This is a genomic window from Devosia pacifica (assembly GCF_014652635.1).
GTDB lineage: Bacteria > Pseudomonadota > Alphaproteobacteria > Rhizobiales > Devosiaceae > Devosia > Devosia pacifica.
This window is the reverse complement of sequence record NZ_BMZE01000004.1, coordinates 356,932-380,857: the sequence shown is the minus strand read 5'-3', so window position 1 is coordinate 380,857 and position 23,926 is coordinate 356,932. Positions and strand designations below refer to the sequence as shown.

The 23,926-nt window shown below is 60.2% G+C and carries 23 protein-coding genes and 1 tRNA gene; 12 read left to right on the top strand and 12 right to left on the bottom strand.

The annotated features are described in order from the left end of the window. The first annotated feature begins 314 nt into the window (after window positions 1–314). Entirely contained in the window at window positions 315–1,655 is a 1,341-nt protein-coding gene (locus IE127_RS18150; protein WP_189427192.1) for a glycosyltransferase, read from the top strand. Window positions 1,656–1,679: 24 nt separating this feature from the next. Here IE127_RS18150 and IE127_RS18145 read toward each other — a convergent pair whose 3' ends face one another. Beyond that, on the bottom strand, window positions 1,680–3,152 hold the full coding sequence (locus IE127_RS18145; protein WP_189427191.1) for an MDR family MFS transporter: 1,473 nt from the start codon (window positions 3,150–3,152) through the stop codon (window positions 1,680–1,682). Window positions 3,153–3,406: 254 nt separating this feature from the next. On the opposite strand from IE127_RS18145, the gene IE127_RS18140 reads away from it, so the two are divergent. Together IE127_RS18140 and IE127_RS18135 are read left to right on the top strand one after the other, a co-directional pair. Then, entirely contained in the window at window positions 3,407–4,036 is a 630-nt protein-coding gene (locus IE127_RS18140; protein ID WP_189427190.1) for an exopolysaccharide biosynthesis protein, read from the top strand. Window positions 4,037–4,049: 13 nt separating this feature from the next. Beyond that, window positions 4,050–5,804, top strand: coding sequence for an alpha/beta hydrolase (locus IE127_RS18135; protein ID WP_244640318.1), 1,755 nt, complete (start codon window positions 4,050–4,052; stop codon window positions 5,802–5,804). Between the two features lie 50 nt (window positions 5,805–5,854). Here the strand turns inward: IE127_RS18135 and rpsI are convergent, their stop codons facing one another. The 3 genes from rpsI to IE127_RS18120 form a co-directional block, all read right to left on the bottom strand. After that, entirely contained in the window at window positions 5,855–6,337 is a 483-nt protein-coding gene (gene rpsI / locus IE127_RS18130) for a 30S ribosomal protein S9 (RefSeq protein ID WP_189427189.1), read from the bottom strand. A 1-nt stretch (window position 6,338) separates the two neighbouring features. Next, window positions 6,339–6,803, bottom strand: a complete 465-nt coding sequence (gene rplM, locus IE127_RS18125) for a 50S ribosomal protein L13 (protein WP_189427188.1) — start codon at window positions 6,801–6,803, stop codon at window positions 6,339–6,341. A gap of 140 nt (window positions 6,804–6,943) precedes the next feature. Next, entirely contained in the window at window positions 6,944–8,023 is a 1,080-nt protein-coding gene (locus IE127_RS18120) for a COX15/CtaA family protein (protein WP_373297338.1), read from the bottom strand. A gap of 79 nt (window positions 8,024–8,102) precedes the next feature. On the opposite strand from IE127_RS18120, the gene IE127_RS18115 reads away from it, so the two are divergent. Then, window positions 8,103–8,309 carry a DUF2842 domain-containing protein gene (locus IE127_RS18115; protein WP_189427186.1) on the top strand — a complete coding sequence of 69 codons (207 nt, stop codon included), beginning with the start codon at window positions 8,103–8,105 and terminating at the stop codon, window positions 8,307–8,309. Between the two features lie 4 nt (window positions 8,310–8,313). Here the strand turns inward: IE127_RS18115 and IE127_RS18110 are convergent, their stop codons facing one another. Then, window positions 8,314–9,357: a polysaccharide deacetylase family protein gene (locus IE127_RS18110; RefSeq protein ID WP_189427185.1), complete on the bottom strand. Its 1,044-nt coding sequence runs from the start codon at window positions 9,355–9,357 to the stop codon at window positions 8,314–8,316. 19 nt (window positions 9,358–9,376) lie between these two features. Further along, on the bottom strand, window positions 9,377–11,587 hold the full coding sequence (locus IE127_RS18105) for a GumC family protein (RefSeq protein ID WP_189427184.1): 2,211 nt from the start codon (window positions 11,585–11,587) through the stop codon (window positions 9,377–9,379). A gap of 153 nt (window positions 11,588–11,740) precedes the next feature. Between IE127_RS18105 and IE127_RS18100 the strand changes: the two genes are divergently transcribed. The 4 genes from IE127_RS18100 to IE127_RS18085 all read left to right on the top strand — a co-directional run bounded on the left by IE127_RS18100 (window position 11,741) and on the right by IE127_RS18085 (window position 16,285). Next, window positions 11,741–12,292 carry a polysaccharide biosynthesis/export family protein gene (locus IE127_RS18100; protein WP_210310543.1) on the top strand — a complete coding sequence of 184 codons (552 nt, stop codon included), beginning with the start codon at window positions 11,741–11,743 and terminating at the stop codon, window positions 12,290–12,292. A gap of 15 nt (window positions 12,293–12,307) precedes the next feature. After that, window positions 12,308–13,417: a glycosyltransferase family 4 protein gene (locus IE127_RS18095; protein ID WP_189427183.1), complete on the top strand. Its 1,110-nt coding sequence runs from the start codon at window positions 12,308–12,310 to the stop codon at window positions 13,415–13,417. 73 nt (window positions 13,418–13,490) lie between these two features. Then, window positions 13,491–15,011, top strand: coding sequence for an undecaprenyl-phosphate glucose phosphotransferase (locus IE127_RS18090; RefSeq protein WP_189427182.1), 1,521 nt, complete (start codon window positions 13,491–13,493; stop codon window positions 15,009–15,011). Beyond that, entirely contained in the window at window positions 15,008–16,285 is a 1,278-nt protein-coding gene (locus tag IE127_RS18085; protein ID WP_189427181.1) for an O-antigen ligase family protein, read from the top strand. The genes IE127_RS18090 and IE127_RS18085 overlap by 4 nt, the downstream gene beginning before the upstream one ends. Here the strand turns inward: IE127_RS18085 and IE127_RS18080 are convergent. Continuing rightward, window positions 16,282–17,256: a phosphotransferase enzyme family protein gene (locus IE127_RS18080; protein ID WP_189427180.1), complete on the bottom strand. Its 975-nt coding sequence runs from the start codon at window positions 17,254–17,256 to the stop codon at window positions 16,282–16,284. The two genes, IE127_RS18085 and IE127_RS18080, sit on opposite strands and share 4 nt — an antisense overlap. A gap of 95 nt (window positions 17,257–17,351) precedes the next feature. Here IE127_RS18080 and IE127_RS18075 point away from each other — a divergent pair, with 95 nt between their 5' ends. The 4 genes from IE127_RS18075 to IE127_RS18060 all read left to right on the top strand — a co-directional run bounded on the left by IE127_RS18075 (window position 17,352) and on the right by IE127_RS18060 (window position 19,949). Then, window positions 17,352–17,843 (top strand): GNAT family acetyltransferase, encoded by a 492-nt coding sequence (locus IE127_RS18075; RefSeq protein ID WP_189427179.1) that lies wholly within the window; start codon window positions 17,352–17,354, stop codon window positions 17,841–17,843. A gap of 60 nt (window positions 17,844–17,903) precedes the next feature. Further along, a tRNA-Pro gene (locus IE127_RS18070) sits at window positions 17,904–17,980 on the top strand. A 325-nt stretch (window positions 17,981–18,305) separates the two neighbouring features. Beyond that, the gene (locus tag IE127_RS18065) at window positions 18,306–19,169 is read left to right on the top strand and encodes a DUF305 domain-containing protein (protein WP_244640316.1); all 864 of its coding nucleotides are present in this window, start codon (window positions 18,306–18,308) and stop codon (window positions 19,167–19,169) included. An 18-nt stretch (window positions 19,170–19,187) separates the two neighbouring features. After that, the gene (locus IE127_RS18060; RefSeq protein ID WP_244640314.1) at window positions 19,188–19,949 is read left to right on the top strand and encodes a glutaredoxin family protein; all 762 of its coding nucleotides are present in this window, start codon (window positions 19,188–19,190) and stop codon (window positions 19,947–19,949) included. Window positions 19,950–20,445: 496 nt separating this feature from the next. Here IE127_RS18060 and IE127_RS18055 read toward each other — a convergent pair whose 3' ends face one another. The 5 genes from IE127_RS18055 to IE127_RS18035 all read right to left on the bottom strand — a co-directional run bounded on the left by IE127_RS18055 (window position 20,446) and on the right by IE127_RS18035 (window position 23,875). Further along, a complete protein-coding gene (locus IE127_RS18055) occupies window positions 20,446–20,625 on the bottom strand; it encodes a hypothetical protein (RefSeq protein ID WP_189427178.1) in 180 nt (59 codons plus the stop codon). 159 nt (window positions 20,626–20,784) lie between these two features. Then, a complete protein-coding gene (locus IE127_RS18050) occupies window positions 20,785–21,399 on the bottom strand; it encodes a hypothetical protein (RefSeq protein WP_189427177.1) in 615 nt (204 codons plus the stop codon). 340 nt (window positions 21,400–21,739) lie between these two features. Further along, the gene (locus IE127_RS18045; protein ID WP_189427176.1) at window positions 21,740–22,141 is read right to left on the bottom strand and encodes a DUF6157 family protein; all 402 of its coding nucleotides are present in this window, start codon (window positions 22,139–22,141) and stop codon (window positions 21,740–21,742) included. Window positions 22,142–22,232: 91 nt separating this feature from the next. Continuing rightward, the gene (locus IE127_RS18040) at window positions 22,233–22,811 is read right to left on the bottom strand and encodes a dihydrofolate reductase family protein (RefSeq protein ID WP_189427175.1); all 579 of its coding nucleotides are present in this window, start codon (window positions 22,809–22,811) and stop codon (window positions 22,233–22,235) included. A gap of 86 nt (window positions 22,812–22,897) precedes the next feature. Further along, the gene (locus tag IE127_RS18035) at window positions 22,898–23,875 is read right to left on the bottom strand and encodes a magnesium transporter CorA family protein (RefSeq protein ID WP_189427174.1); all 978 of its coding nucleotides are present in this window, start codon (window positions 23,873–23,875) and stop codon (window positions 22,898–22,900) included. Window positions 23,876–23,926: the final 51 nt, after the last annotated feature.

The window sequence follows — 23,926 nt, the reverse complement described above, 5'->3', positions numbered from 1 at the left end:
AGTTAAGCCGCCAGCGTGTTGCAAACGCCTCAAACGCGGCCGGATCGTTTTCGGCTCTTCCCGGTCCTTACAGACCGACGGGAAGAGCTATCGAGCGTTGGCGCTTGAAAAATACGATGAGAGCCCCGAAATCCACAAGGCTACTTCACGGTAGCGCGAGCTGGTGGTGGGCGCCGGAAACGGCATCTCTTGCCCTCGATGAGCGATTTTTGTAATGAAATCGACTATGGAAGGCCGTTCATAATTGCACTGCGAGGCGATGTAAATGGGCCGCCGCAGCACGTTTAGAACCGGCGGTGTGAAGTGAGGTTTGGATGGTCAAGCGCATTGCCTTGTGCACCATTGGCACGCAGGGCGACGTTCAGCCGTATGTAGCACTGGGTCTGGCTCTCAAGAAGCACGGTTACTCCGTGGCCATGGGTGCCTCCGACGATTTCGGCGAGATGATCGAGAGCTACGGCCTCGAGTTTCATAGCCTTGGCGATTCGATTCAGAACTTTCTGCTGCAGTCGCGCTTCGAGAACGCGATGAGCCAGTCGATGCTGATCAACGGCCCTTCGCTGTTGCGACAGGGCCAGCAGATCGTCGATGTGGCTGCACGGCGCGCCTGGAACATGTCGCAGGGCGCCGACGCGATCATTCTGAACATGAATACTAGCTTCGGCATCGATATCGCCGAGGCGCTGAAGATTCCTGCGATCATGGTGGCGCTGCAGCCGCTGAACACGACCAGCGAATTCCCGCTGTGCATGTACAATGTCGGGCCGGATTTCGGCAGAGCCTTCAACCGGCTGACCTACACCACGATGTCGGTGCAGCAATTGTACTACAACCTGCCCCGCAACAAGCTGCGCCGTGAGCTGATGGGGCTTGATTCGCGCATGATGGGCGGCTTGTTCCGGAACACGGACGGCTCGCACCTGCCAACGCTTTACGCTTATTCGCCCACCGTTTCGCCGCGCCCCGGCGACTGGCCGAAATCAGCGATGGTGACCGGCTATTGGAGCCTTGGCGACAATACCGGCTGGCAGCCTTCGCCGGAATTCCAGAGGTTTCTCTCCGAGGGCGACGCGCCGGTCTATATCGGATTTGGCTCCATGCCATTCGGCGCCGCGCGTAACACGCAGATTCTCAAGGAAGCCGTGCGCGCCTGGGGCGGACGAGCGGTTGTGGCGCGCGGCTGGGGCGGCATCGACCCATCCGATCTGCCGGCGAACATCTTTGCAATCGAAAAGGCCCCTCACGACAAGCTTTTCAAGTATGTCAGCGGCGTCGTCCATCACGGTGGCGCAGGCACGACCTCGGCCGGGCTGCATCTCGGGCGACCGACCTTCATCGTGCCGCAGGCGGTCGATCAGCCCTACTGGGGCCGCCGTGTCTATGAACTGGGATGCGGGCCAAAGCCTGTGCGGTTGCGCCGGCTGACGCCGGAAATTCTGGCGGACGCCCTCCGCGAACTGACCAATAATGTCGCCTACCGGCACAATGCAGCGCGGGTGGCCGAGCAGCTCGATATCGAGGACGGAACTGGCGAAGCGATCAAGATCATCGAGCAGGTGATGGCGTCGTATATCCCGCGGGTGCGGCCATCGCGGCGGCGGCGCGCCGATATCTCCTCGCGTGCGAGAACCGGCGCGGCAGCCAAGGCTTCCTAGCCGCCGCGCCGAGGTATCACTTCATCAGTGCATGGCTCCATGACCGGCCGCGGCATTGCGCGGCCGGCGCACGAAGAAAGCTGCCACGATCGCCAATAGCGAGATGACCGCGCCACAGGTGAACGCCACCCTGATGCCACCTGCGGTGGCAGCAACCTGATCAAGACCTTCAGCCAACAGCGCGTTGGTCTGCAGAGCCAACAGGGCCACAAACAGCGCCACGCCCGCAGCACCAGCGACCTGCTGAATGGTGCCGATGACGGCGCTGCCATGCGAATAGAGATGCGCCGGCAGGGAGCCGAGGCTGGCAGTGAACAGCGGCGTGAACATCAGCGCGAGGCCAATGCTAAGGGTGACGTGCGCGGCAAGCAGCAGCGGCACCGGCGTCGTCTGGTTCAGTAAAGTCAGCGACCACAGCACGATGCTGAGAATGACCGTGCCGGGGACGAGCAGTACGCGAGCGCCGAACCTGTCATAGAGACGGCCCACGAATGGCGCGCACAGCCCCATGACGAGGCCACCGGGCAGCAGGATGAGCCCGGTCTGCAGCGCATCCATGCCGAGGACATTCTGCGTGTAGATCGGGAGCAGGATGATGGTGCCGAACAGCGACATCATGCAGACGGCCATCATCACCACGGCGATCGCAAATGTCGGCGAGGCAAAGGTGCGCAGGTCCAGCAAGGCCTTGTCCCGCGCCTGGAGGCGGAGCTGGCGAAAGACGAACACTGCGAGCATGGCGAGGCCAACGACCAGCGGAATCCATGGCGCAACAATGCCCTCGCCACCGCCCTCTCCCAGCATGCTCAGCCCGTAGACGATGCCGCCAAAGGCGGGGACAGACAGAAGGATCGACAGAAAATCGAGCGGCGCATAACGCGGCGTGGTGACGTTCTTCATCCGGATCGCGCCAAGCGCGAGCGCACCGCCAGCGATCGGCAGGACCAGCCAGAACATCCAGCGCCAATCGAGGCTGTTGAGGATGAAGCCGGAGATCGTCGGGCCGATCGCGGGAGCAACGGAAATGACGATCGAGATATTGCCCATGGTCTTGCCGCGTGATTGTTCCGGCACGAGAGTCATGACGGTGGTCATCAGCAAGGGCAGCATGATTGCGGTGCCGACGGCCTGAATGACGCGACCGGCGATGAGCATGCCCAGCCCCGGGGACAGGGCGCAGGCCAGCGTGCCGAGGCAAAACGTCGACATGGCGATGATGAAAAGCGGCCGGGTGTTGATCCGCTGAATCAGATAGCCGGTGATCGGGATCACGACGGCCATTGTCAGCAGGAAGGCGGTGGTCAGCCATTGCACCGCGCTGGCCGGCGAATCGAGCGCTACCATCAGCCGCGGCAGGGCGACGCTCATGATCGTCTCGTTGAGAATCACCACAAACGTCGAGACCAGCAGCAGCGCAATCACCAGGCGGTTGCGGGCGCTCAGATCTTCGGGTGCAGACGCGTCGACCTGCTCGGCCGTAAGCTCGGGTGTTGCCATGACACTATCCTGTGCGCAAAAACGGGCGACATGACGGGGCGGCACCGACCATAGGATCGCGCCGCGACGCGCTTGCGCCACGAGATTTCGACCTGACTAGACCCATTCCATGTCGTTTTCTATCGCCATTTTTATGAAAGCCGATGCCGTGAACCATTCATGCAACAGGAACACGGATGATCCGTTTGTCTGGCACCTGTCTTTTTTCCTGAAGGTTCGTTAGCCATAAGTGCCTGCATGAACTTTGGAGCGGCATGACCAGGACACGCTACACCAGCCCCGTCGAGGCCGATGTCGCTGCCATTACCGGCACGCTTCGCGCCGCCATCGAAGATGGCCGGCGCAGGGTGACCGTGCGCGAGCTGATCGACCTGCTGGGCGATAAATCGCATCTTCTGGTCATTCTGGTGTTCTGCATTCTCAACATGCTGCCAGGCCCGCCCGGCTACGGCGGCACAATGGCCGCGGCGATCTTCACCTTTTCCATCGCGATGGTGCGGGCAAAAAGCATCTGGCTACCGGGGTTTCTAGGCAAGAGGCGGCTATCGACGCGGTTGCTGATCCAGATGCTCGAGCGCATGGGCAGCTTGACACGGCTGATGTCGAAAATTTCCCGCACCAGGCTGGAATGGCTGGCTGGGAAACTGGCGCAGCGCATACTCGGCGTGTTCATGATGATGCTGTGCCTGCCGATGGCGGTGCCGATTCCGTTCATGAACGCTATCCCGAACGTGGGGCTGACCGTGCTGTGCATCGCCCTTCTGAACCGCGATGGCATCCTTGTCGGCGCCGGGATCGCCCTTGCCCTGATCGGGGTGACGATCGATGTCGGCGTGATATGGTTCGTGATCACGCTGGGGCTGCACGCCAGCGGGATGTGGTGACAGGAACGATCAGGTGGACACACCGGCACGCGGTCGAAACTGGAAGTGGATCAGGGCTGCCGAAGTGCTGCCGCCCGTTCGCTTTCTCAACCGGCTGCTCGACCGCACATCGACCGGCGGCGTGCTGTTGGGACTGGTGTTCTTCGCGCTTTCCCTGACGCCATCGCTACTGCCGAGAAATTTCGTGATTCAAGGAATTCTGACCGGCTGCGTCTTCGCCGCGGGGTACGGGATTGGCGTGTTCCTCGAGTGGCTGTGGAATTTCATGGAGCTGAGCGTGCCGGGGCGACGCCTGCCTCGCGGAGTTCGGCTTGCCGCCTTCCTCGTTGCGGTCACTATCGTGTTCGTCTTCCTCTGGCAGTCGACCAGCTGGCAGAATTCGATCCGTGCCGCCATGGACATGCAGCCAGTCGAGACCAACAATCCTTTATGGGTGACGCTGATCGCGCTGCTCCCGGCCATCGCGTTAATCGGTATTGGCACGGTGCTGGTGCACGGGATGCGGTTTGTAGCACGCCGGCTGACGGGAATTATTCCACGCCGCGTCGCTCTGGTGATCGGTATCGTCAGTGTCGGGCTGGCCACCACCCTGTTCGTCAATGGCGTGGTTCTGCGATGGTCGCTCTACGCAGCAGATCAGTTCTATGCCCGCCTCGATGCACTCGCGGGGCAATATGAAGAGGCGCCGACCGATCCGCTTCGCTCGGGCAGCGACGCCTCATTCGTTGCATGGGAGACTATCGGGCTCGACGCCCGCTCTTATGTTCAGTCGGGCCCGACTGCAGACGAGATCTCCGAAATTACCGGCAAACCTGCGGTCACGCCGCTGCGAGTCTATGTTGGGCTGCGTTCAGCCGAGACCGTGGAACAGCGTGCCCGCCTGGCACTCGCAGAGATGCAGAGAGTCGGCGCTTTCGAGCGATCGGTTCTGGTGCTGATCATGCCAGTGGGAACGGGATGGGTTGATCCTGCCGCGATCGATACGCTCGAGATCGTCCACAATGGTGACGTGGCCAGTGTGGCGCTGCAGTACTCATACCTCACCAGCTGGATTTCGCTTCTGGCGGAACCGGAAGTGGGAACGGCCGCCGCGCAGGCGCTCTTCACGGAAATCTATCAGTATTGGACTGCCCTGCCCGAAGGATCACGACCTCGGCTCTATCTGCACGGTCTCAGCCTTGGAGCTTATGCGTCCCAGGCATCGGCAACGCTATACGACGTGCTCGCGGATCCGTTCGATGGCGCCCTCTGGGCCGGACCGCCGTTTGCGAGTGAGGCCTGGCAATCGGCGACCGCCAACCGCCTGCCGGGCTCTCCCGAATGGCTGCCTCTGGTGGGCAACTCCTCGGTGGTTCGGTTTACGAACCAAGAGAATTCGCTCGATGTCCCTGGCGCGTCGTGGGGACCGATCAGGCTGGTCTATCTGCAGTATCCGAGCGACCCGATCGTCTTCTTCGATCCTGCAGTGCTCTATCGCCCGCCGGAGTGGCTGAGCGGCGACAGGCCGCAAGACATCTCTCCGCAGCTTAACTGGTACCCAGTCGTCACCTTCCTGCAGCTGCTTGCCGACCTCGTGCTGGCACAGACATCGCCGATCGGTTTCGGCCATGTGTATGCGCCACAGGACTATCTCGAGGCCTGGATCGCGGTAACCGACCCGCAAGGATGGTCTGATGCGGAACTCGACCGGCTGGGGGCCAAGCTGACCCGGCAAGGACAATATGCAGATATCGGACCTGGCTGGTTTCGAGCCGCCCAGGAGCCTTAATGAAAAAGGGCCGGCTTTCGCCGGCCCTTTTCGCAGAATGTATATCGTTCTTAGCGCTTCGAGAACTGGAACGAACGACGGGCCTTTGCACGACCGTACTTCTTGCGTTCCACCACGCGGCTGTCGCGGGTCAGGAAGCCGCCCTTCTTGAGAACGCCACGCAGGTCCGGCTCATAGAACGTGAGCGCCTGCGAGATACCGTGACGCACGGCACCAGCCTGGCCCGACAGACCACCACCGGAAACGGTGATGTTGACGTCGTACTGGTCCTTGCGCTCGGCAACGTCGAACGGCTGCTGCACGATCAGCTGCAGAACCGGGCGTGCGAAGTACTTTGCAAACTCGCGGCCATTGACGGTGACCTTGCCCGAACCTGGCTTCAGCCAGACGCGTGCAACGGCGTCCTTGCGCTTGCCGGTGGCATAGGCACGGCCATACTGGTCGAGCTTCTGCACATGCACCGGGGCATCGTTGGCGGCCGGGGTTGCAGCCGAAGACCCGAGTTCTTCGAGGGAATTGATGGTCTCGGCCATATTATTTCACCTTCACGTTCTTGGTGTTCATGCCGGCAACATCGAGCTGCGTGGGCTGCTGGGCCTCATGCGGATGCTCGGTGCCAGCATAAACGCGCAGGTTCTTGAGCTGTGCGCGGGTCAACGGACCGCCAGGCATCATGCGGCGTACGGCATTTTCCAGAACGCGCTGCGGGAAACGGCCCTCGATCAGCTCGCGGGCAGTCCGATCCTTGATGCCGCCGGGATAACCGGTGTGCCAGTAGAAGCGATGCTGGTCGAGCTTGCGGCCAGTCAGCTTCACCTTGTCGGCGTTGATGACGACGATGTTGTCGCCCATATCCATGTGCGGCGTGAACGTCGGCTTGTGCTTGCCACGCAGACGCGAAGCGATGATCGAAGCGAGGCGGCCGACGACGAGCCCTTCGGCGTCAATCAGCACCCACTGCTTTTCGATCTCGCTCGGTTTGGCCGAGTAAGTCTTCATTTTGGTATCCTCAGATAGTCGGGGCGCCGCCGACACAGTGCGTCGCGGCAATCTCGCAGCGGGGATTACAGGCCCGCAGAAAGGGCGTCAAGCGAAAAGATAAAGACGTATGATTTCAACGTATTAGCGTTGCGGTATTATTATACCGTTTGCCAGACCTTTGAGATTCTACGCATATCGGCGATGTAGGCTACGGTGCTGCCCGCAAGGAGGAATGCCAGCGCCTGATGCCCGACAGCAAGGCTGATGGGGACCGACATCAGAAGCGTCGCAATTCCCAGGACCACCTGCAGCCCGACGAGTATTGCCAGCCTCGGCAACCAGCCGAAGACGCCAGTAAATCCGCCATTACGCGACTGCCACCAGACCAGCATCAGAATATAGGCAGTAATGCCATAGGCGATTGTGCGATGGATGAACTGCACGGTCAGCGCGTTCTCGAACAGATTGCGCCAGAACGGATCCATGACGGCCATGCCGGATGGGATCAATGCCCCATCCATCAAAGGCCAGGTGTTGTAACCCATGCCCGCATCCAAGCCGGCTACAAAGGCCCCGGCCGCGATCTGCACCACGAACAGAACCAGCAAGATCCAGGCCTGCCCGACCTGCGTTTTTCCCACCAGTTGCGGGACGGCACCGGGCGTCAGACTTCGCGCGACATAGGTGAGCGCAAGAAACAGCAGCGCCGCTGCCGTGAGGTGAGCGGCAAGCCTGTATTGTGAGACCGATGTGAGCTCGGACAATCCCGAGGAAACCATCCACCAGCCGAGGAGGCCCTGAAATCCGCCCAGAATAAACAGACCGAAGAGCGGCATGGCGAGATGCCTTGGCAGGCGCTTCTGCACCAGAAACACCGTAAACGGCACGATAAAGAAGACACCGAGCAAGCGTCCGAGCAACCGGTGCAGCCATTCCCAGAAGAATATGAACTTGAAGTCCTCAAGCGTCATCCATGAGTTGACGACGCTGTATTGCGGGATCTGCTGATAGGCTTCGAACTCGGCCTGCCATTGCTCTTCGTTCAGAGGCGGCACCACGCCCGAAACCGGCTTCCAACTGGTGATGGAAAGACCAGATTCGGTCAGACGTGTTATCCCGCCGACCATAAGGATGACGAGAACGAACCCGGCAAGCGCATAGAGCCAGATGCGAACCGGACGCAGTGAGTCATTGGTGCGAGTGTCCGCAGACGGTGCGGCATTGTGAACGGCTTCCAAGGCCATATCCCGGTATGCGTGAGAACGGTGCAGTGGTATGCCCGCACCTTATGATATGCAACTGCCGCGATGCCGCACCATGACGCAATCCCGACGCAAGCTGATTGGCGGCCTGCTGCTTACGGCTTCAGTGCTGGGCTGGGCGATTCTCGCAACGGCGGTCTATCTGCTGCTGCTGATGGAGATGCCGTGGTGGGTGCACATCGTCTACTTCGCCATTGCCGGCTTCGGCTGGCTTTGGCCTGCCACCGTGCTGGTGCGCTGGATGGCGAGGCCGGACGCCTGAGATATCAGCCGGCCCCTACCCGTCCCAGCATCGTAAAGATCGCGCCGCTCGAAAACACGTCGACATAGCGCCGGTTCTGGAACAGGCCATTCAGCGAGACCCGGGGCAACTGCATCGGCGTTTCGAGGTGGTGCCGATAGAGCCCGCCCGGACGGGTGGTAACGGCTGTGTCGAGATCGAGCTCGCCAGCAATCCGGAACTCCCGGTCATCCGCGGACAGTGGTCCACCAAGGGGATAAGACAAATGTCTCGGTCTCTTGCCGAACTGGGCGCCGATGACGTCGATGCCGTGGACCATCTCGATGCGCGCATCTTCGGGCGCGAGCTTGGCCAGCTCGTAGTGGTTCACCGTATGAGCTCCGATGGTGCACAAAGGCTCGGAGGAAAACTGGCGCAGTTCGTTCCAGTCCATGATCAGTGAGCGACAATGCGCTGATAAATCGAGGCCGTAAAACTCACACATGCTGGTCAGCAAGGCGATACGATCGGCTTCCGGAGCACGGCGCATATACCAGTAGAGTTCAGCGAAACTCGCCTGCTTCTCTTCGGTCGTCCGGGCCTCAAAGGTTTGCTCCGCGCCGTCGAGCGTGACGGTCAGCCGTTCATGGACTGCAAGCAAATCCTCAAGGGCCTGCCACCACAGTTCGCCGGTACCATCGATAAAAGCGGTAGGAACGTAGAGCGTAAACGGACAGGCGTGCTTTCGCAGGATCGGCAAGGCGTGGACGAGATTGTCGCGATAGCCGTCATCGAAGGTGATGACGGCAAACTTGCGTCCCGGCTTTTCGGCCTTCAGCCGATCCATCGCCTCGTCGAGACTGACGAGATCAATATCGAGCGCGCGCAATCGTTCGAGTACGTAATCGAGAAAATCCGGCCGGATCTGCAGGATGCCGTTGGGCGAAAACGCCCGGGGCTCATCCGGCAGGACGCGGTGCAGCGTGAAAATGACGCCGCGACACGAGGAAAGCCGGCGCATCAGCGCTGGCGCCCGCGCCGCCCAAAGCACCTCGAATGCAGCGCGGATAGCCTTGTACTTCAGGGACATGGATCTTCTGCGAACGAGTTCAGGCTGCGACGGACTGCGGCGGCGCGATCACTTCGGCACGACCGAGACCAGCCTCTTCGAGTTCGGCCACACGATCTTCCAATGCCTCGGGGTTGGAGTTTTCACCGGCCACCAGCACCAGCCGGTCGCCGATACCCGCGAAAGCCGGCAGGGTCGAGCGCATCCCTGCCCGACCGGTAAGGACGATGACAACCTCATAGATGTCGCTGAGTGCCTGCACCAGTGTCGCGGGCCGCTTCGAACGCCGCTCGAAGGTCGCAGAGGTGCCCCAGGCGACTTCTGCAAACTGGGCGTCCCCCGACTTCTGAACGACGTCGCCAAAGCTTGCACGGCCAGCGCTCAAATCGGCAATGCCGGGCATTTCGGTGGCTTTGGCGCTGCCGGCATCGACAAGGGCAACGCTGATGCCACGGTTGAGGGTTTCGCGGACGAGAACATCGGCGAGGTTGAGGCTATCGAGATGATTGGTCTCTGCCGCGAGCATGACGATACGGCAGCGACCGATCGCGATATCCGAGGCGAGACGCTCGTGATCACCCGAGGGTCGCGGACCGGACATCGGCGCGACTGTGGCCGGCATCTCTCCATCGTCTTCGACGGCATCATCATGCGATGACGTCTCGAACGCCAAGGGAGTCGCAGCAGCGGCGGCGGGCATGAGGTCGCCGGCCTCGATCTCGTCGACGGCAGTATCAGTGTCTTCGGCTTCCGCGAGTGGCGCAGGTGCGTGCTGAGGACTATCATCAGCAAAGGCGGCGGGCTCGGATTCCGTCTCGGCCGGCGCATTGCTGCTCCAGCGCTGCTGGTGGGCAGGCACGACGGCGCGCCCCGACAGCAGCTCGCCGAAAATGATCAGGCCGATTTGCCCGACGACTGAAACGATACCAACCGCCAGCAAGATCATGGTGGTCGGCGGCCAGGCAGGATTGACCGAAGGGGCCGCCATGCTGATGACGCGGACATCGGGAAACTCGGATTCGGAGCCGGAGCGGGACAGAGCGTCGTTGTAGCGACGCAGATAGCTTTCGAGCAGGTCGCGCTGCGCCTCGGCCTCACGGATCAGCCCTTGCAGCGTGACAGTCTCGCGCGTGGCGTCTGACGCAGAGGCCTTCAGGTTTTCCAGCTCGTCGCGCAGGGACTGCTCAAGACTGGCCTCGATCTGCGATTCCGACTCCAGGGCGGCAGCAACGCGGCGGGCTTCCTGAGCGATCTGCTGATCGAGTTCCGCAATCTGTGCGGCGATCGCGCGCACAGACGGATGATTGGCGAGGCGCGTCGCGAGCAACTGCGCGCGCTCGGCCTGCAGACCCGCCTTTTCCTGCGAGAGCTGCTGGATGACGGCGGACTGCTGGATATCGGCGACGCCTTCAAGGGACTGCCCCTGCTCGACAAGCCCGCGGATGAGCGCGGCGCGCGAGCGAGCAGTGTTCTTGCGCTCCTGCGCTTCGTTGATCTGCGTCGCGATGGTCGAAAGCTGCTGATCGAGAAGGCTTGTCTGGTTGTTGCCGGTGAACAGGTCGTTCTCGATGCGGAAATCCGCCACCGCCTGTTCGGCGGAGTTCACGGACTCGCGCAGGCCGCTGATCTCGTCGCCGAGCCAGCCAGAGGCTTCGGCGGTGTCGCTGAGCGAAAGCTGGGCGCGGCGGACGACGTGCGCGTTGGCAATCGCGTTCGCAAGGGTGGCCGACAGTTCCGGATCCTGGGTACGGACGGAGATGCTGATGACGCGGGAATCGCGCTGCTGGATGACGGTCATGGCATCGATCAGATTGCCAAGGACCACCGCATCACGCTGGATCGCCACCTCCTCCTCGCCGCCGAGCAGGCCGCGGACATATGCGATCGGGGAAAAACCAGTTTCGCTGAATTCGGGCACATCGCGCAGATTGGTCTGCTCGATCACCTGCAAGAGCGTGTCGCGCGATTTGATGAGCTCGATCTGGCTGGAGACAACGCCTTCCGCCGTCGATACCGTGCCCACCGTCTGCTGCGTATCGCCGAGTGCTCTGGTATAGGCATTGCCGCGTGGCTCCACCAGGATATCGGCGGAGGACTCATAAAGGCGCGGCGTAAACATCAGGATCACGTAGGTCGCCACCAAGGCGAGGATCGTGATCAGGATGATGCGCGGCAGCCGCACCACGACAGCCGACAGTATCGCGCTCATATCGATCCGTGCATCGCGCGCGGCCGGTGAGTGATCGGTCATGAACAGTCCTCGCATTCGTCGAGGAGGACTTTCTGCCTGTAAGGTAATAAATCCGTTAAAGCCGTCGCAACACGCGATTTTCTTATTGGGCTGTAAGCGATTTCTTAACCACGCGCACCGAAACTCCCCCTATCTGCGATCGGTGGAAAGCCAATGCGCGCACCTAAACTTTTGATGACCATGCTTCTCGTGCCGCTTGCGGCATGCGCCACGACGCCGGAGGCTATCTATCCGGTGGAGACGAAGGGGCCATACACTCTCGACACCGGCGATGTGCTGAGGGTGACGGTGTATGGAGAAGAAGATCTCACCAACAGCTACCGGGTCGACGATGCCGGGACGATCTCCTTCCCGCTGGTGGGCACTGTTGCGGTGCGCAACACCACGACACGCGGCGCGGCTGATCGCGTAGCGGCAGCGCTGGCCAATGGCTTCATGCGCAGCCCCGACGTTGCCGTGGAAGTTGCCGAATACCGGCCGTTCTATATTCAGGGCGAAGTCAAGAACGCCGGCCAGTTTCCCTATGTCTACGGGATGACATTGCGTGCGGCGATCAGTACGGCCGGCGGTTTCACCGAAACGGCGGAACGCGATGAGGCGGTGATCTACCGCAAGAATGGCAGCGAGATGGTCAAGGGCACGGTCGGGCTCGACTATCCGATTTTCCCGGACGACACGATCGTCGTTAAGGAACGCTGGTTCTAAAGCGAGGAGCGCGCCGTGCGCATTTTGCAGATCATGCGCGCGCCGGTTGGTGGCCTGTTCCGCCACGTCGCCGATCTGAGCCACGAGCTCGCCCAGCGCGGGCACAAGATCGGCGTCGTCGTTGATACGCTGTCTGCGGATTCGCAAAGCGAAGCAAAGCTGGAAGCGCTATCGCCCGATCTCGAACTCGGCATCCATTACGCCGAGATCCCCAGAACCCTTGGGGCCGGCGACATCACGACGCCCTTCAGTTTACGCTCATTGACCCGCAAGCTGGAGATCGAGGTAATTCATGGCCACGGCGCCAAGGGCGGGTTCCACGCGCGCCTGGCGCGGACGAAGCATACGCCGACCTTTTATACGCCGCATGGGGGCGTGCTGCATTTCGACAAAGCCTCCACGAACGGACGGATCTTCCATGCGCTGGAGCGCAGGCTGATGCGCCGTACAGACGGCATCTTCTTCGAGAGCGAATACGCACGTCAGACTTACGCGACCATCGTGGACGAACCCACCTGCCCTTCGCTCGTCGTTCACAACGGTTTACGCGAAGACGAGTTCTTTCCCGTGGAAACTGCACCTGACGCGGCGGACTTCGTCTTTATAGGGGAGTTGCGTCGCCTCAAGGGCGTGCACATTCTTCTTGAAGCATTGAGCAAGGTTCACCGCAGGGACGGCAGCCCGGCGAACGCGCTATTTGTTGGCGACGGGCCGGACCGTAAGTCCTTCGAACAGCTTGCAGGGTCACTTGGTCTCGGCAGCCGCGTCAGCATGCCCGGCGCCAATCCGGCACGAGACGCCTTTCAGCGCGGGCGATGCGTGATCGTCCCATCTCTAGCAGAATCCCTGCCCTATATCGTTCTGGAAGCGATCGCTGCCGGAAAGCCGGTCATTGCGACTGCGGTTGGCGGTATTCCCGAGATCTTCGGACCGAACGCTTCTGAACTCGTACCGGCAAACGATGCCGAGGCGCTTAGAGTGGCGATGCAGCTGTTCATCGATGACCCGGAAGAGGCCGCACGACAAACACAGCGCAAGAGCGCTTATATCCGGCAGAAGTTCTCAGCGGCCCGCATGGCGGCACAGATCGAGGCGCAGTACCGCAGTGCGATGCATCGGGACTGAGCGGCAGGCTTCAGAGAGTCTTCATCCATTCTGACGAGTATGGCCCTACGATTTTTGTAGACTGGCTAGGCAGATGTTTCGTCTCGACCCCAAGCAGGCGGTACTGGATCACATTGCGGCAACCACCGGCTCTGGTGCGGATAAAAGCCTTTCGCCGGAGGCTGAGCGCATCATCGCGGCGCCTGTTGAAGGCACCCTCTCGCAATCGGTGATCTCCGGCGTGGCTCAAGCGCTCGAAGCCATACTCATCTCAGCTATCGGCTATGTAATTTACAGCCTCTATCTCGGCACCAGCGAGAATATCTTCTATGTGCCCGTCATCCTTGCCACCGGCCTACTTACCAATGTCGCCACCAACATAGCGGCGAGCCATCGCATCATCATCTACCGCGAGTTGATCGGCCAGATGACGCGCGTGCTGGCGGCATGGTCGGGTGTGGTAGCGGTGCTGATGGTCGGTGTGTTCGTCTTCAAGGCCGGCGACCAGATCTCGCGCGTCTGGCTGGTCTCCTGGTACGGGGTAGGCGCGGTCGCGCTTATTGCCTTCAGGTTTGCGCTTCGTTCGTTGATTCAGAGGTGGACCGCAGACGGACGCCTGAAACGCCGGACCGTTATTGTTGGCGGCGGTTCGGATGCCGAGGTGCTGATCGAGCAGATCAGACTGGGCGCCAGCACCGATATCAACCTGCTCGGCCTGTTCGACGATCGCGTTGATGAACGCTCGCCGGAAAATGTCGCGGGTTGCGCCAAGCTCGGGCGGGTCGCGGATCTCGTCGAGTTCGCGCGGCGCACACCGGTCGACCTGGTATTGGTGTCGATGCCGCTATCTGCTGAAAAACGCGTGCTGCAGATGCTGCGCACTCTATGGGTGCTGCCGGTGGATATCCGACTGTCGGCTCACATGAGCCAGCTCAAGTTCACCCATCACGCCTATTCCTATCTCGGCGACGTGCCTGTCTTCGACATGGCGGACAAGCCGATCTCCGACTGGAACCTGGTTTTCAAGTGGCTGTTCGACAAGATCGTTGCGGTAGTGGCGCTGATCCTTCTGTCCCCGATCATGCTGGCTACAGCAGTTCTGATCAAACTTGATAGCAAGGGACCGGTGTTTTTCCGGCAGAACCGGCACGGATTCAACAACGAGATCATCAGCGTCTTCAAGTTCCGCTCGATGTATACCGACCGCTCGGACGCGAATGCCGCAAAGCTGGTGACCAAGAACGACTCTCGCGTGACGCGCGTCGGCCGCTTCATCCGCAAGACCTCGATCGACGAACTGCCGCAGCTATTCAACGTGCTGCGCGGCGAGCTTTCGATTGTCGGGCCTCGTCCGCATGCCATGCAGGCCAAGGCAGACAATGCGCTCTACTACGAGGCTGTCGAAGGATATTTCGCCCGCCATCGCGTCAAGCCGGGCATTACCGGATGGGCGCAGATCAATGGGTGGCGCGGCGAGACCGACACGATCGACAAGATCATGCAGCGCGTCAATCATGACCTGTTCTACATCGAACACTGGTCGATCCTGTTCGACCTCTACATCCTGGTCATGACCCCGATCTCGCTGTTCGCAAAGAATGAGAATGCATATTGAGTCTCGCCGGTTCAGCAAGTTCCGCACGGCCGCAAGGCGCGCTCGGCCATGCCGTGGTGCGCGAGCGTGCGCAGCGTTTGCTGAACTGGACAGTTGCGTTGTGGATCGCCTGCGGCGGGTTCGTTTTCATCGAACCCTCGCCCTATGAGATTGCATTTCTTCTGGTCCTTGCCGTCGCCACGGTGGGCGGCTTTGGTCTTTACCGCGGCACGCTCGGCCTTCTCGCGATGGTTGTCGCCTTCATCCCCTTTGCGCTGATTGCGGCTTTGCAGGTCCGGCATACGCCGCTCGACGAGTCGCTGATTTTCGTGATCGTCACCTTCTTTCTTCTGCTCACCTCCTACTTCCTTGCCAATTTCGTGGCGGACGCGCCTATCCAGCGGACGCGGCTTGTCATGCGGGCCTACCTGATCGCAGCACTGCTTTCCGCCATCATTGGCATCACCGCTTATCTCGGCTTTCTGCCAGCGGCGGAGCAATTCATGCGCTATGGCCGTGCCAAGGCGATGTTCAAGGATCCGAATGTTTACGGGCCGTTCCTGATACTGCCGGCAATGTTCCTGTTGCAGCGCGTGCTGCTGCGCACTGGCTGGAAATCCATTTTCGCGGCTGCCGGCTACAGCCTGCTACTGGTCGGCGTGTTCGTCAGTTTTTCACGGGCAGCCTGGGGGCACCTTGCCGTGTCTTCATTGATGGTGCTGGTGCTGTGCTTCGTGCTCGAGGCCAATGCGCGCGACAAGGTCCGGATCATGATGCTGAGCATTGCGGGCACGGTGGGCCTTGTGGTCTTGCTGGCGGGACTTTTGAGTATTCCTCAGGTTGGCGAACTGTTCGAGACGCGCACCGAGTCGCAGAACTACGATACCGGTGCGACTGGCCGCTTCGGGCGGCAGGCATACGCGTTCGATCTGGCGCTCAGAAACCCGCTTGGGATCGGTCCAGGCGAGTTCAGCTCCGGCGTAATTGTGGAGGAACCGCACAACACCTACGTCAATGTGCTGCACGTCTATGGCTGGGGCGGCGGCGCCCTCTACTACCTGCTGATTGGCACGACCTTGTGGATCGGCTTCAGTTCGCTACTATCCGGCTCGCCCTTGCGCCCGCTGATGATCCCTCTCATCAGCACCTACGCGGTGCTGATCCTTGAGGCCGTGATCATCGATACCGACCACTGGCGGCACTACTTTTTTCTCGTGGGCATGATCTGGGGTGTCGGCCTTGCGATGCGCAGTGGCCCGCGGCGGCTTGAGGATCGCGCCTCAGCAGTGCTCTAGAGGGGTCGCCGGTTCGCCAGATAGTTCTCCGCAAGCATCGCTGTTCCCTCGGCGAAGCCGGGTCGGTGTTTTTGCGCGAGCTCTGTTTCGGCATGCGAGCCGATCCAGGCCAACAGCGCCATGCGACGCAGGATGAGCATACAGTCCATGGCGGCAATGTCCTCGGGCTGCAGCGTCCTGACCGGTAGATAGCCCTCGAACCATGCCTCGCGCAATTCCGGCAGGAGCGCTGAATCCTCATGGAAAGATACTGCGGCGGCAAAATCGTAGGCGAACCAGCAAAAGCCGCTGTCATCGAAATCGATCAGTGCCAGATCGTCGCCATCGATCAGGAGATTGCCCAAGCGCATATCGGCGTGAATCAGCCCGAACTGTTCCGGACCCTTGCCATATGCGGCGATATCTGAGCGCAGTTGCGCATCGACACGGTCGAGGACTGGCCGGATAGTATTGTCGACATCTGGCGAGCGACGCCAGTCGCCCCACAATCCGTCCGGATCCAATATCTGTTCCGCGGACCATTCATGGCGCTGGAAGGATGCGGGCTTCTCCCACGTCGCGGCATGGCGATGAAGGGTCGCGGCATACCGCCCAAGCGTGCGGAAGTGTGGGACAAGCCCGGTATCCAGTTGCGGCTCGTGCCCCGGAATGTGCCGGAACAGAACGCAGGCGGCGGTACCCGAACCGAATGGAAGGTGCTGGATGTACGCGCCATCAAGGCCGGCTATGGGCACCGGCACCCTCAGCTCGGTGTCCCGGCCCAAGGCTTCAAGCCAGGCCAACTCACTGTTGATGTTGTCGAGGGATTGATAGCCCGGACGATGCACCCGCAGAACGTATTGGCCGGCATCGGACGTAATGCCGAAGGTACGATTCTCTGAGTAGTTTATCAGCCAGCACTCGCCGGTGCCGGGCAGCTCCCAGGCTCGGCAGGTTTCCGCGTGAAGTGCTATGGTATCGATGGCTCTCATGGCACCGTTTCGATGCCACGGATCGGCCGGCGGAGTCGAGAACTGGAACGGCAGCACGGCGTGCCAGTTGTGTGTAACAACGCGAAGGATCTCTATTGCGAAAGCTCTATTCCAACGTCGCCCATATCTATTTCGTCGTCGCGACGCTCATGCTCATGGTGCTGGCCGTAGCACTTCTGGTGACAGCCGCATGGCAGGCGCTGCAGGGCATTCTGCAGGGAGATCCTGTCGACTCTGCGCTCGACAGCATCGGTATCGTGATCATCGGCTTTGCAGTCGTCGAGACATCGAAGTTCATCGCCGAAGAAGAAATCCTGCGTAAACGCGAACTGCGCTCGTCGCGCGAGTCGCGGCGCTCGATCACCAAATTCATCACCATCATTGTTATCGCGGCGAGCCTCGAGGCACTGGTGATGGTGTTCAAGACGAGCCGGGAAGGTCTGGAATACGCCATATATCCCGCGGCACTTTTCGCGTCCTCGATGTTCGCGCTTGTGGCGCTTGGCGCCTACCAGTGGCTTTCAAGCCGCATCGTCTACCCCGAGGACCAGCCTGAACAAAAGGGTGACGAGGGTTCGGAGGACTGACCGTAAAGGCCGCAAACCCCCTTGCGTGATCCGGCGTGTTTCCTTATGTCTCCGCGCAGTCGGGGCGTAGCGCAGCCTGGTAGCGCATTTGTCTGGGGGACAAAGGGTCGCAGGTTCAAATCCTGTCGCTCCGACCATGAATTTCAAGGGGTTCGGCTCATCGCCGGGCCCCTTTGTTTTACGGGCCTCAGACGATCGACGTCTCGCTCCGGTTTCCTTTCTTCCTGATAGCTTAGACGTCCCCTATCCCATCAACGGTCCACTACGGCCGGAGGCGCTTTTTCCGGGGTTGACCTTCCCCCGGTTGGAAGCCGCACAAACGCGGCAATATGTTTGCGGAGTGCGGAAGGAGCCCGAGACGCGAGATGGTTGATCCACTTAGGCGAACTCGCGTGGTCTGAAACCCATCCAGCATGTGCGGGTTCGTGCAGTGCACTCCAGATCCTGATCCAGAAGGAAGGCATGATGTCCTACATCCGGTTCGGCCTGATGATCCTCACCTCGACAGTGGTGATGTTCATCCTGATGTATCTGAACACTTACGCGTGGGAGCACGTCTTCTTTAGCGAGACGCGCACCTACATGGCGATCCTGATGGGCGCCACGATGGCGGCTATCATGCTGGCGTTCATGCTTGGCATGTACAAGAGCACTCGGCTGAACATCGCCATTTTCCTTGGGGCGATAGCTGTGTTCGGCCTATCGCTGTGGCTGGTGCGCAGCCAGGTGACGGTATCTGGACCGAGCTATATGCGCGCCATGATCCCGCACCACTCCATCGCCATCATGACGTCGGAGCGCGCACAGATCGAGGATCCTCGCGTGCGCAAGCTGGCCGATGAAATCATCGCTGCGCAGCGCCGCGAAATTGCGGAAATGCGCTACCTCATCGCAGAAGTCTCCGAGGGCAATGTGGTGAACAGTGTCTATGAGGACCCGGAGCCGGAGGTCGGCACCATCAGTGACGCGTTGGCCAACACACTGGTGTCGACGCTTGATCCTGCCCCGATGACTGAAAGCGAGGCGCAAGAGGTGCTGAGCGCACCCGCCGCCTGCCGGTTCAATCGCAGCCCGGAGACCGACCCGATATTCTGGATCAACCCGGATACCGGTATCGCCGCGATGAAGTTGAATGGCGTGCTGGTCGAACTGCAGGCCGATGCCACCGCGACCGACGAAGCCGCCTCGTTCACCGCGCCAGGGGCGACCGTGGCAGTGAGGGAACTGCAGGAGGATGCCGACTGGCGCCAGGACGCCGAATTGGTTTTCGAACTCGAAGAGGGTCTGCGGGTCGGTTATCGCGGCTTTTATCGCTGCGACGCCTGACATTGAAAGGAGAGAGCCATGACGCAGAGCGACACCGGCAAGACCGCCACTCTTTATCGAATGGTCATGCCAGAGCACATTTGTCCATTCGGCCTGAAATCGAAAGACCTTCTGGAAAGCCACGGCTTTACTGTCGATGATCATCATTTGAAGACGCGGCAAGAGACCGATGCGTTCAAGAAGGAGCATAACGTCGACACCACGCCGCAGACCTTTATCGAGGGGAAGCGGATCGGCGGACACGACGATCTGCGCGAATATTTCGGGCAAGAGGTCAAGAGCGCCGACGAGACCAGCTACAAGCCCGTCATCGCGATCTTCTCGACGGCCTTCTTCATGGCTTTGGCGGTCAGCTGGGCAGCTTTTGGCACGGTCTTCACGATACGGGCCTTCGAGTGGTTCATCGCCATCAGCATGTGCCTCCTGGCGGTCCAGAAGCTTCAGGACGTCGAGAGTTTTTCGACAATGTTCCTGAACTACGACCTGCTGGCGCGGCGCTGGGTCAAATACGGGTACATCTACCCATTCGGTGAAGCTCTGGCAGGCATCCTGATGATCGCCGGCGCTCTGATCTGGATTGCGGCACCGATCGCCCTGTTCATCGGCACCGTCGGCGCGGTCTCAGTGTTCAAGGCGGTTTATATCGATAAGCGCGAATTGAAATGCGCCTGCGTCGGCGGCTCGAGCAAAGTGCCCCTTGGATTTGTGTCGCTGACCGAAAACCTGATGATGGTCGCTATGGCCATATGGATGCCGATCAGAATCCTGTTGATTGGTTAGCGTGCGGGACTGGTGTCCCGCCCAGTCCCTCGCAGCCCCTGGTCAAGTTCAAAAGCGGTGAACTGCTCCCCTCTACCAACATCCTCGTCGTTGATCCGACTGTTCGACAGATGCTTCGGACGAAAAGTGCCGCTGACCGCTTTAGCAGCTACGAGCTGTCGGTCGAATATATTGCAGTAGATATGTGCAGTACGTCGCAAACAGTTGGAAGTTACTATACGCTCTCGCTATATTCTGCATTTTACTGCTGGGGATCTCCTCTAAATTATTGATTTCTCTGGTTAATCAAACAATAAAAAGTCCGAAGATCCCGCTATGAGACTTAATTAACAAAGCGTAAATAGGCGCCTTCACTCTCGTGGAGGACAGGATGTCCCGTTTGTTGAGACTTGCCTTCGCTTCAATCGCACTGCTGACCAGCGGCGCTGCCGGAGCCGCTGCTGTTGAGTTCCAAGGCACCGTGCCCGCAGTTCTCGAATATTGTCCGCAGTCGCCATCAGCTAGCCGTTGTGTTTTGTTCGTCGATCTTTTTGCTCGGGTGCGTCAGCCCGGCCCACAGCGCGATCGAGACCTTGACAATCTGGTCAATGCGCTGGCCGCGCAGGCTCCGCGCGTGCGACTTCCCGTTTGTCTCGACATCGCGGATGGTATCCGTACAGCAGCCGACGCTGCGCAAGACCGGGCTCTGGCTGCCAAGTTTGATGCAATTGCCGATTCCCTTTGCGGTACAGCGCGCTATTTCCCTGTAGCTGCGTCATTCCAGTCCGGTCAGGCTGTCGCGGCGAATAGCCGGCCCCTGCCAAATCCGGCATCACCTGGGAACGGGTTACCCCCTTCAAATGCGTCGCCGGAGCAGAACCCGGACGATAGCGCGCAACCAGCTGTCCCGGCGCCAACTCCAGGCCAGCCCCCAGCCCCTGGCCAAGTGCCGGGTGGTGGCCAGTCGCCCGGCGGAAACAACGGCGACGGCAATGGCAATACTGGTGGAGACAACGACAACACCGGAGGTGATGACGGCAATACTGGAGGCGACAATGGCACCGGTGGTGACGACGGCAATACCGGCGGCGACGAAGGCACTGGAGGTGACGAAGGCAACACCGGAGGTGACGAAGGCACCGGTGGTGGCGACAGCAATACCGGCGGCGACGAAGACACCGGCGGTGACGATGGCGATACCGGAGACGACGAAGGCAAAAATGTTGCCTGCGGCGGCAATTGCGGCAAAGGCGAGGGCCCCGGCGGCGGCAACGGCACCGGAAACGAAGGTAACGGTGAGGGTCAGGGCAACGGCGACAACGGTGACGGCCACGACATTCCTAGCAATAATGCCGCCTGCGACGGAAATTGCGGCGTTGGCAAAGGCCTTGGAGGCGGGGACGGCACTGAAAACGAAGGCAATGGTGGGACGCACGGCACCGGCGGGGACCAGGGTAATGCTGGCGGACAAGGCAACGCTGGCGGTCAGGGCAACGGCGGCAATAAGGGAAACGCTGGCGGGAACGGAAATGGCAGACCCCAGGTATAGCCTCCGCTTGCGCTAATTCTAATTCGGGCGGCCTGCCGCCCGAATTCGTCAATGCTGAACGGCGACAGACGTGCGGCGCTATTGATGGTGTTCGGCAGGGGCTGCATCGAGTACGAAATCTCATTGGCAAAGCCGCCGCAGATTGAGCGATTCAGCCTGTTTATTCACTGGCCGAATGAGGACGCTAACGCCCGCCTTAGCCGGTTTTTCCTAGTACGGCATGTTTTGGGAAACAGTCGGGTCGTTCATGGCGATCCGGCATTCATGCTCTTTTTGTCCTCATGGCCATAAGCACCTTGGTGCCAGCATCCTTCGTGAGGTCTTCAAGTATTCCGCTTGCGGGATCAACCAATGCCATACGGCCTTGGGCATCGGCATGTACTGCCCACCCATGCGTCTTTGTGAGCGGCGAGGCACGAAAACATGGCTGCCCCTTTGAGAAGAAAATCTGGCGATAAGCGTCACGCTCGGCTTCCGGAATGCCGTTGCGTACCGCTGCGACAGCGGAGAGTACGTCATCGGACGTATGCTGGTAGGGATTGCCGACAAGCATGCCGAATTGCAGACCGGCGACCGAATCCGGCTTTGCAGGAATTTTAGCGACGGATGCAGAATCCTCAGCCGGCAGAATGACGGTGTTGAAGTAATTTGTCGTGTGGGCCATCGGCTCGCGCCCCTGCGCATGCAACGTTGAAGAAACCAATTCAGCGCAGCACCGAGCAGTGCACAATAGCGCCGACGGTAGATTGACGGGCCTATTCGTGCCGAACCTCGTAGACCAGTTTTTGCACGCCGTTCGAATATGCCTTGGAGTCCGTCAGGCGCAGCATCTGCTTGTCTTTATCGGCCTCGCTGAACAGCCGCTTGCCAGCGCCCAGCAGTGTCGGGAAGACCAGCAGGTGATAACGGTCAATCAAGCCGGCATCAGCGAGGGAGCGACATAGTGCGGCGCTGCCGTGAATGGTGATTATCCCTTCGTGCCGCTGCTTGAGCTTCGCAACGTCGTCAAAGGACCGGATGATCTCCGTCGGCCCCCAGTTCGAGGCGAGGTCCTTTTCTGCGAGGCTCGTAGAGACGATGTACTTCGGCAGCGCATTATAGCGTGCGAACTCGTCCGTCATCGATGGCCAAACGGCACTGAAAGCCTGGTAGCTGACGCGACCGAACATCATACCGGTCGAGGCAGCCTGCTCCTCACCCTTCATCTCGTAGACTGCTTCTTCGAACTCGATATCGTTGAAGGTCCAACCGCTGTTTCGATATCCCGGCTCGCCGCCGGGAGCTTCCATGACGCCGTCAAGCGAGATGAATGCCGTGCTGACCAGAATGCCCAAATGTTCACTCTCCGGTGGAATAATTTACGGAGTTATAGCGCATTCTCAAGTGGGCGGAGCGCAGAAAAATAGGTCTACTGGCGCGACTAGAGCCAGCCTTTGCGCTTGAAGAACAGGTAAGGCAGGACAGCAGACAGAACCATCAGGCCGATCGCCCACGGGTAGCCGAACTGCCAGCCCAGTTCAGGCATATGCTCGAAGTTCATGCCATATATCGAGGCGACGAGCGTGGGCGGCAGGAAGACCACGGCCGCAACCGAGAAGATCTTGATGATGCCGTTCTGTTCAAGATTGATCAGACCGAGCGTGGCATCGAGCAGGAATGTGAGCCGATCACTAAGGGATTCGGCATATTCGTTGAGCGAGGCGGCGTCGCGCTGGATAAGCTTTGCCATCTGCCGGATCGAGGATTTCGACCCGTTGGCCGCTCGTTCGAGGGCGCCGTGATAGGCGACCAGCCTGCCCATGCTGACCAACGCCTCCTGGATCATTGTCAGCGTTTCACTGCGCCGACCGATCTGCTCGATCACCGATTGCAGGTTGCGGGTGTTCCGGCGGGCGTTATTGGATGTCTTGCGGAAGACCTCGCGCGAAAGCTTGTCGACATCATTGCTGGCTTTCTCCAGCGCGTCGGCGATACGGTCGCTCATCGCCTCTATCAGCCCCATCATCACCGCTTCGCCGCTATTGCACGCGCCTGCATTGCCGCGCGCGGCGCGCAGGCAGTAGGCCTCGAAGGGACGCGGATCGGCGTAGCGCACAGTGACCAAGGCGCGGCTGGTGAGGATGAATGTTACGGGCGTCTTGAGGGGTTCGTCTGTATCAAGTTGCGCCAGCGCGGTCAGCGTCATGAACACAGCCCCCTCCTCCTGATAAAGACGGGATGAGAGTTCAATTTCCTCCATCTCGTCGCGCGAAGGAATGGCTATTCCCGCTGCTTGCTCGACGGCACGGTCTTCCTCAGGCGTTGGGGATAGCAAATCATACCAGACTATTGCTGGCTCCTGATGATCCGGCTCAACCTGGCGCAGGGTTTCATTGTGGCAAGCATAGACGTGAAGCATGGCGGGCTCTGTTCATTTGGCTGCGACCGGGGACGTAAAAATGCTCATACC

Excerpts from the sequence above, each read along its gene's own strand:
- IE127_RS18150 (WP_189427192.1), top strand. The coding sequence starts at position 315 with ATGGTCAAGCGCATTGCCTTGTGCACCATTGGCACGCAGGGCGACGTT.
- IE127_RS18145 (WP_189427191.1), bottom strand. The coding sequence starts at position 3,152 with ATGGCAACACCCGAGCTTACGGCCGAGCAGGTCGACGCGTCTGCACCC.
- IE127_RS18140 (WP_189427190.1), top strand. The coding sequence starts at position 3,407 with ATGACCAGGACACGCTACACCAGCCCCGTCGAGGCCGATGTCGCTGCC.
- rpsI (WP_189427189.1), bottom strand. The coding sequence starts at position 6,337 with ATGGCCGAGACCATCAATTCCCTCGAAGAACTCGGGTCTTCGGCTGCA.
- rplM (WP_189427188.1), bottom strand. The coding sequence starts at position 6,803 with ATGAAGACTTACTCGGCCAAACCGAGCGAGATCGAAAAGCAGTGGGTG.
- IE127_RS18115 (WP_189427186.1), top strand. The coding sequence starts at position 8,103 with ATGACGCAATCCCGACGCAAGCTGATTGGCGGCCTGCTGCTTACGGCT.
- IE127_RS18110 (WP_189427185.1), bottom strand. The coding sequence starts at position 9,357 with ATGTCCCTGAAGTACAAGGCTATCCGCGCTGCATTCGAGGTGCTTTGG.
- IE127_RS18105 (WP_189427184.1), bottom strand. The coding sequence starts at position 11,587 with ATGACCGATCACTCACCGGCCGCGCGCGATGCACGGATCGATATGAGC.
- IE127_RS18100 (WP_210310543.1), top strand. The coding sequence starts at position 11,741 with ATGCGCGCACCTAAACTTTTGATGACCATGCTTCTCGTGCCGCTTGCG.
- IE127_RS18090 (WP_189427182.1), top strand. The coding sequence starts at position 13,491 with ATGTTTCGTCTCGACCCCAAGCAGGCGGTACTGGATCACATTGCGGCA.
- IE127_RS18080 (WP_189427180.1), bottom strand. The coding sequence starts at position 17,256 with ATGAGAGCCATCGATACCATAGCACTTCACGCGGAAACCTGCCGAGCC.
- IE127_RS18065 (WP_244640316.1), top strand. The coding sequence starts at position 18,306 with ATGATGTCCTACATCCGGTTCGGCCTGATGATCCTCACCTCGACAGTG.
- IE127_RS18060 (WP_244640314.1), top strand. The coding sequence starts at position 19,188 with ATGACGCAGAGCGACACCGGCAAGACCGCCACTCTTTATCGAATGGTC.
- IE127_RS18045 (WP_189427176.1), bottom strand. The coding sequence starts at position 22,141 with ATGGCCCACACGACAAATTACTTCAACACCGTCATTCTGCCGGCTGAG.
- IE127_RS18035 (WP_189427174.1), bottom strand. The coding sequence starts at position 23,875 with ATGCTTCACGTCTATGCTTGCCACAATGAAACCCTGCGCCAGGTTGAG.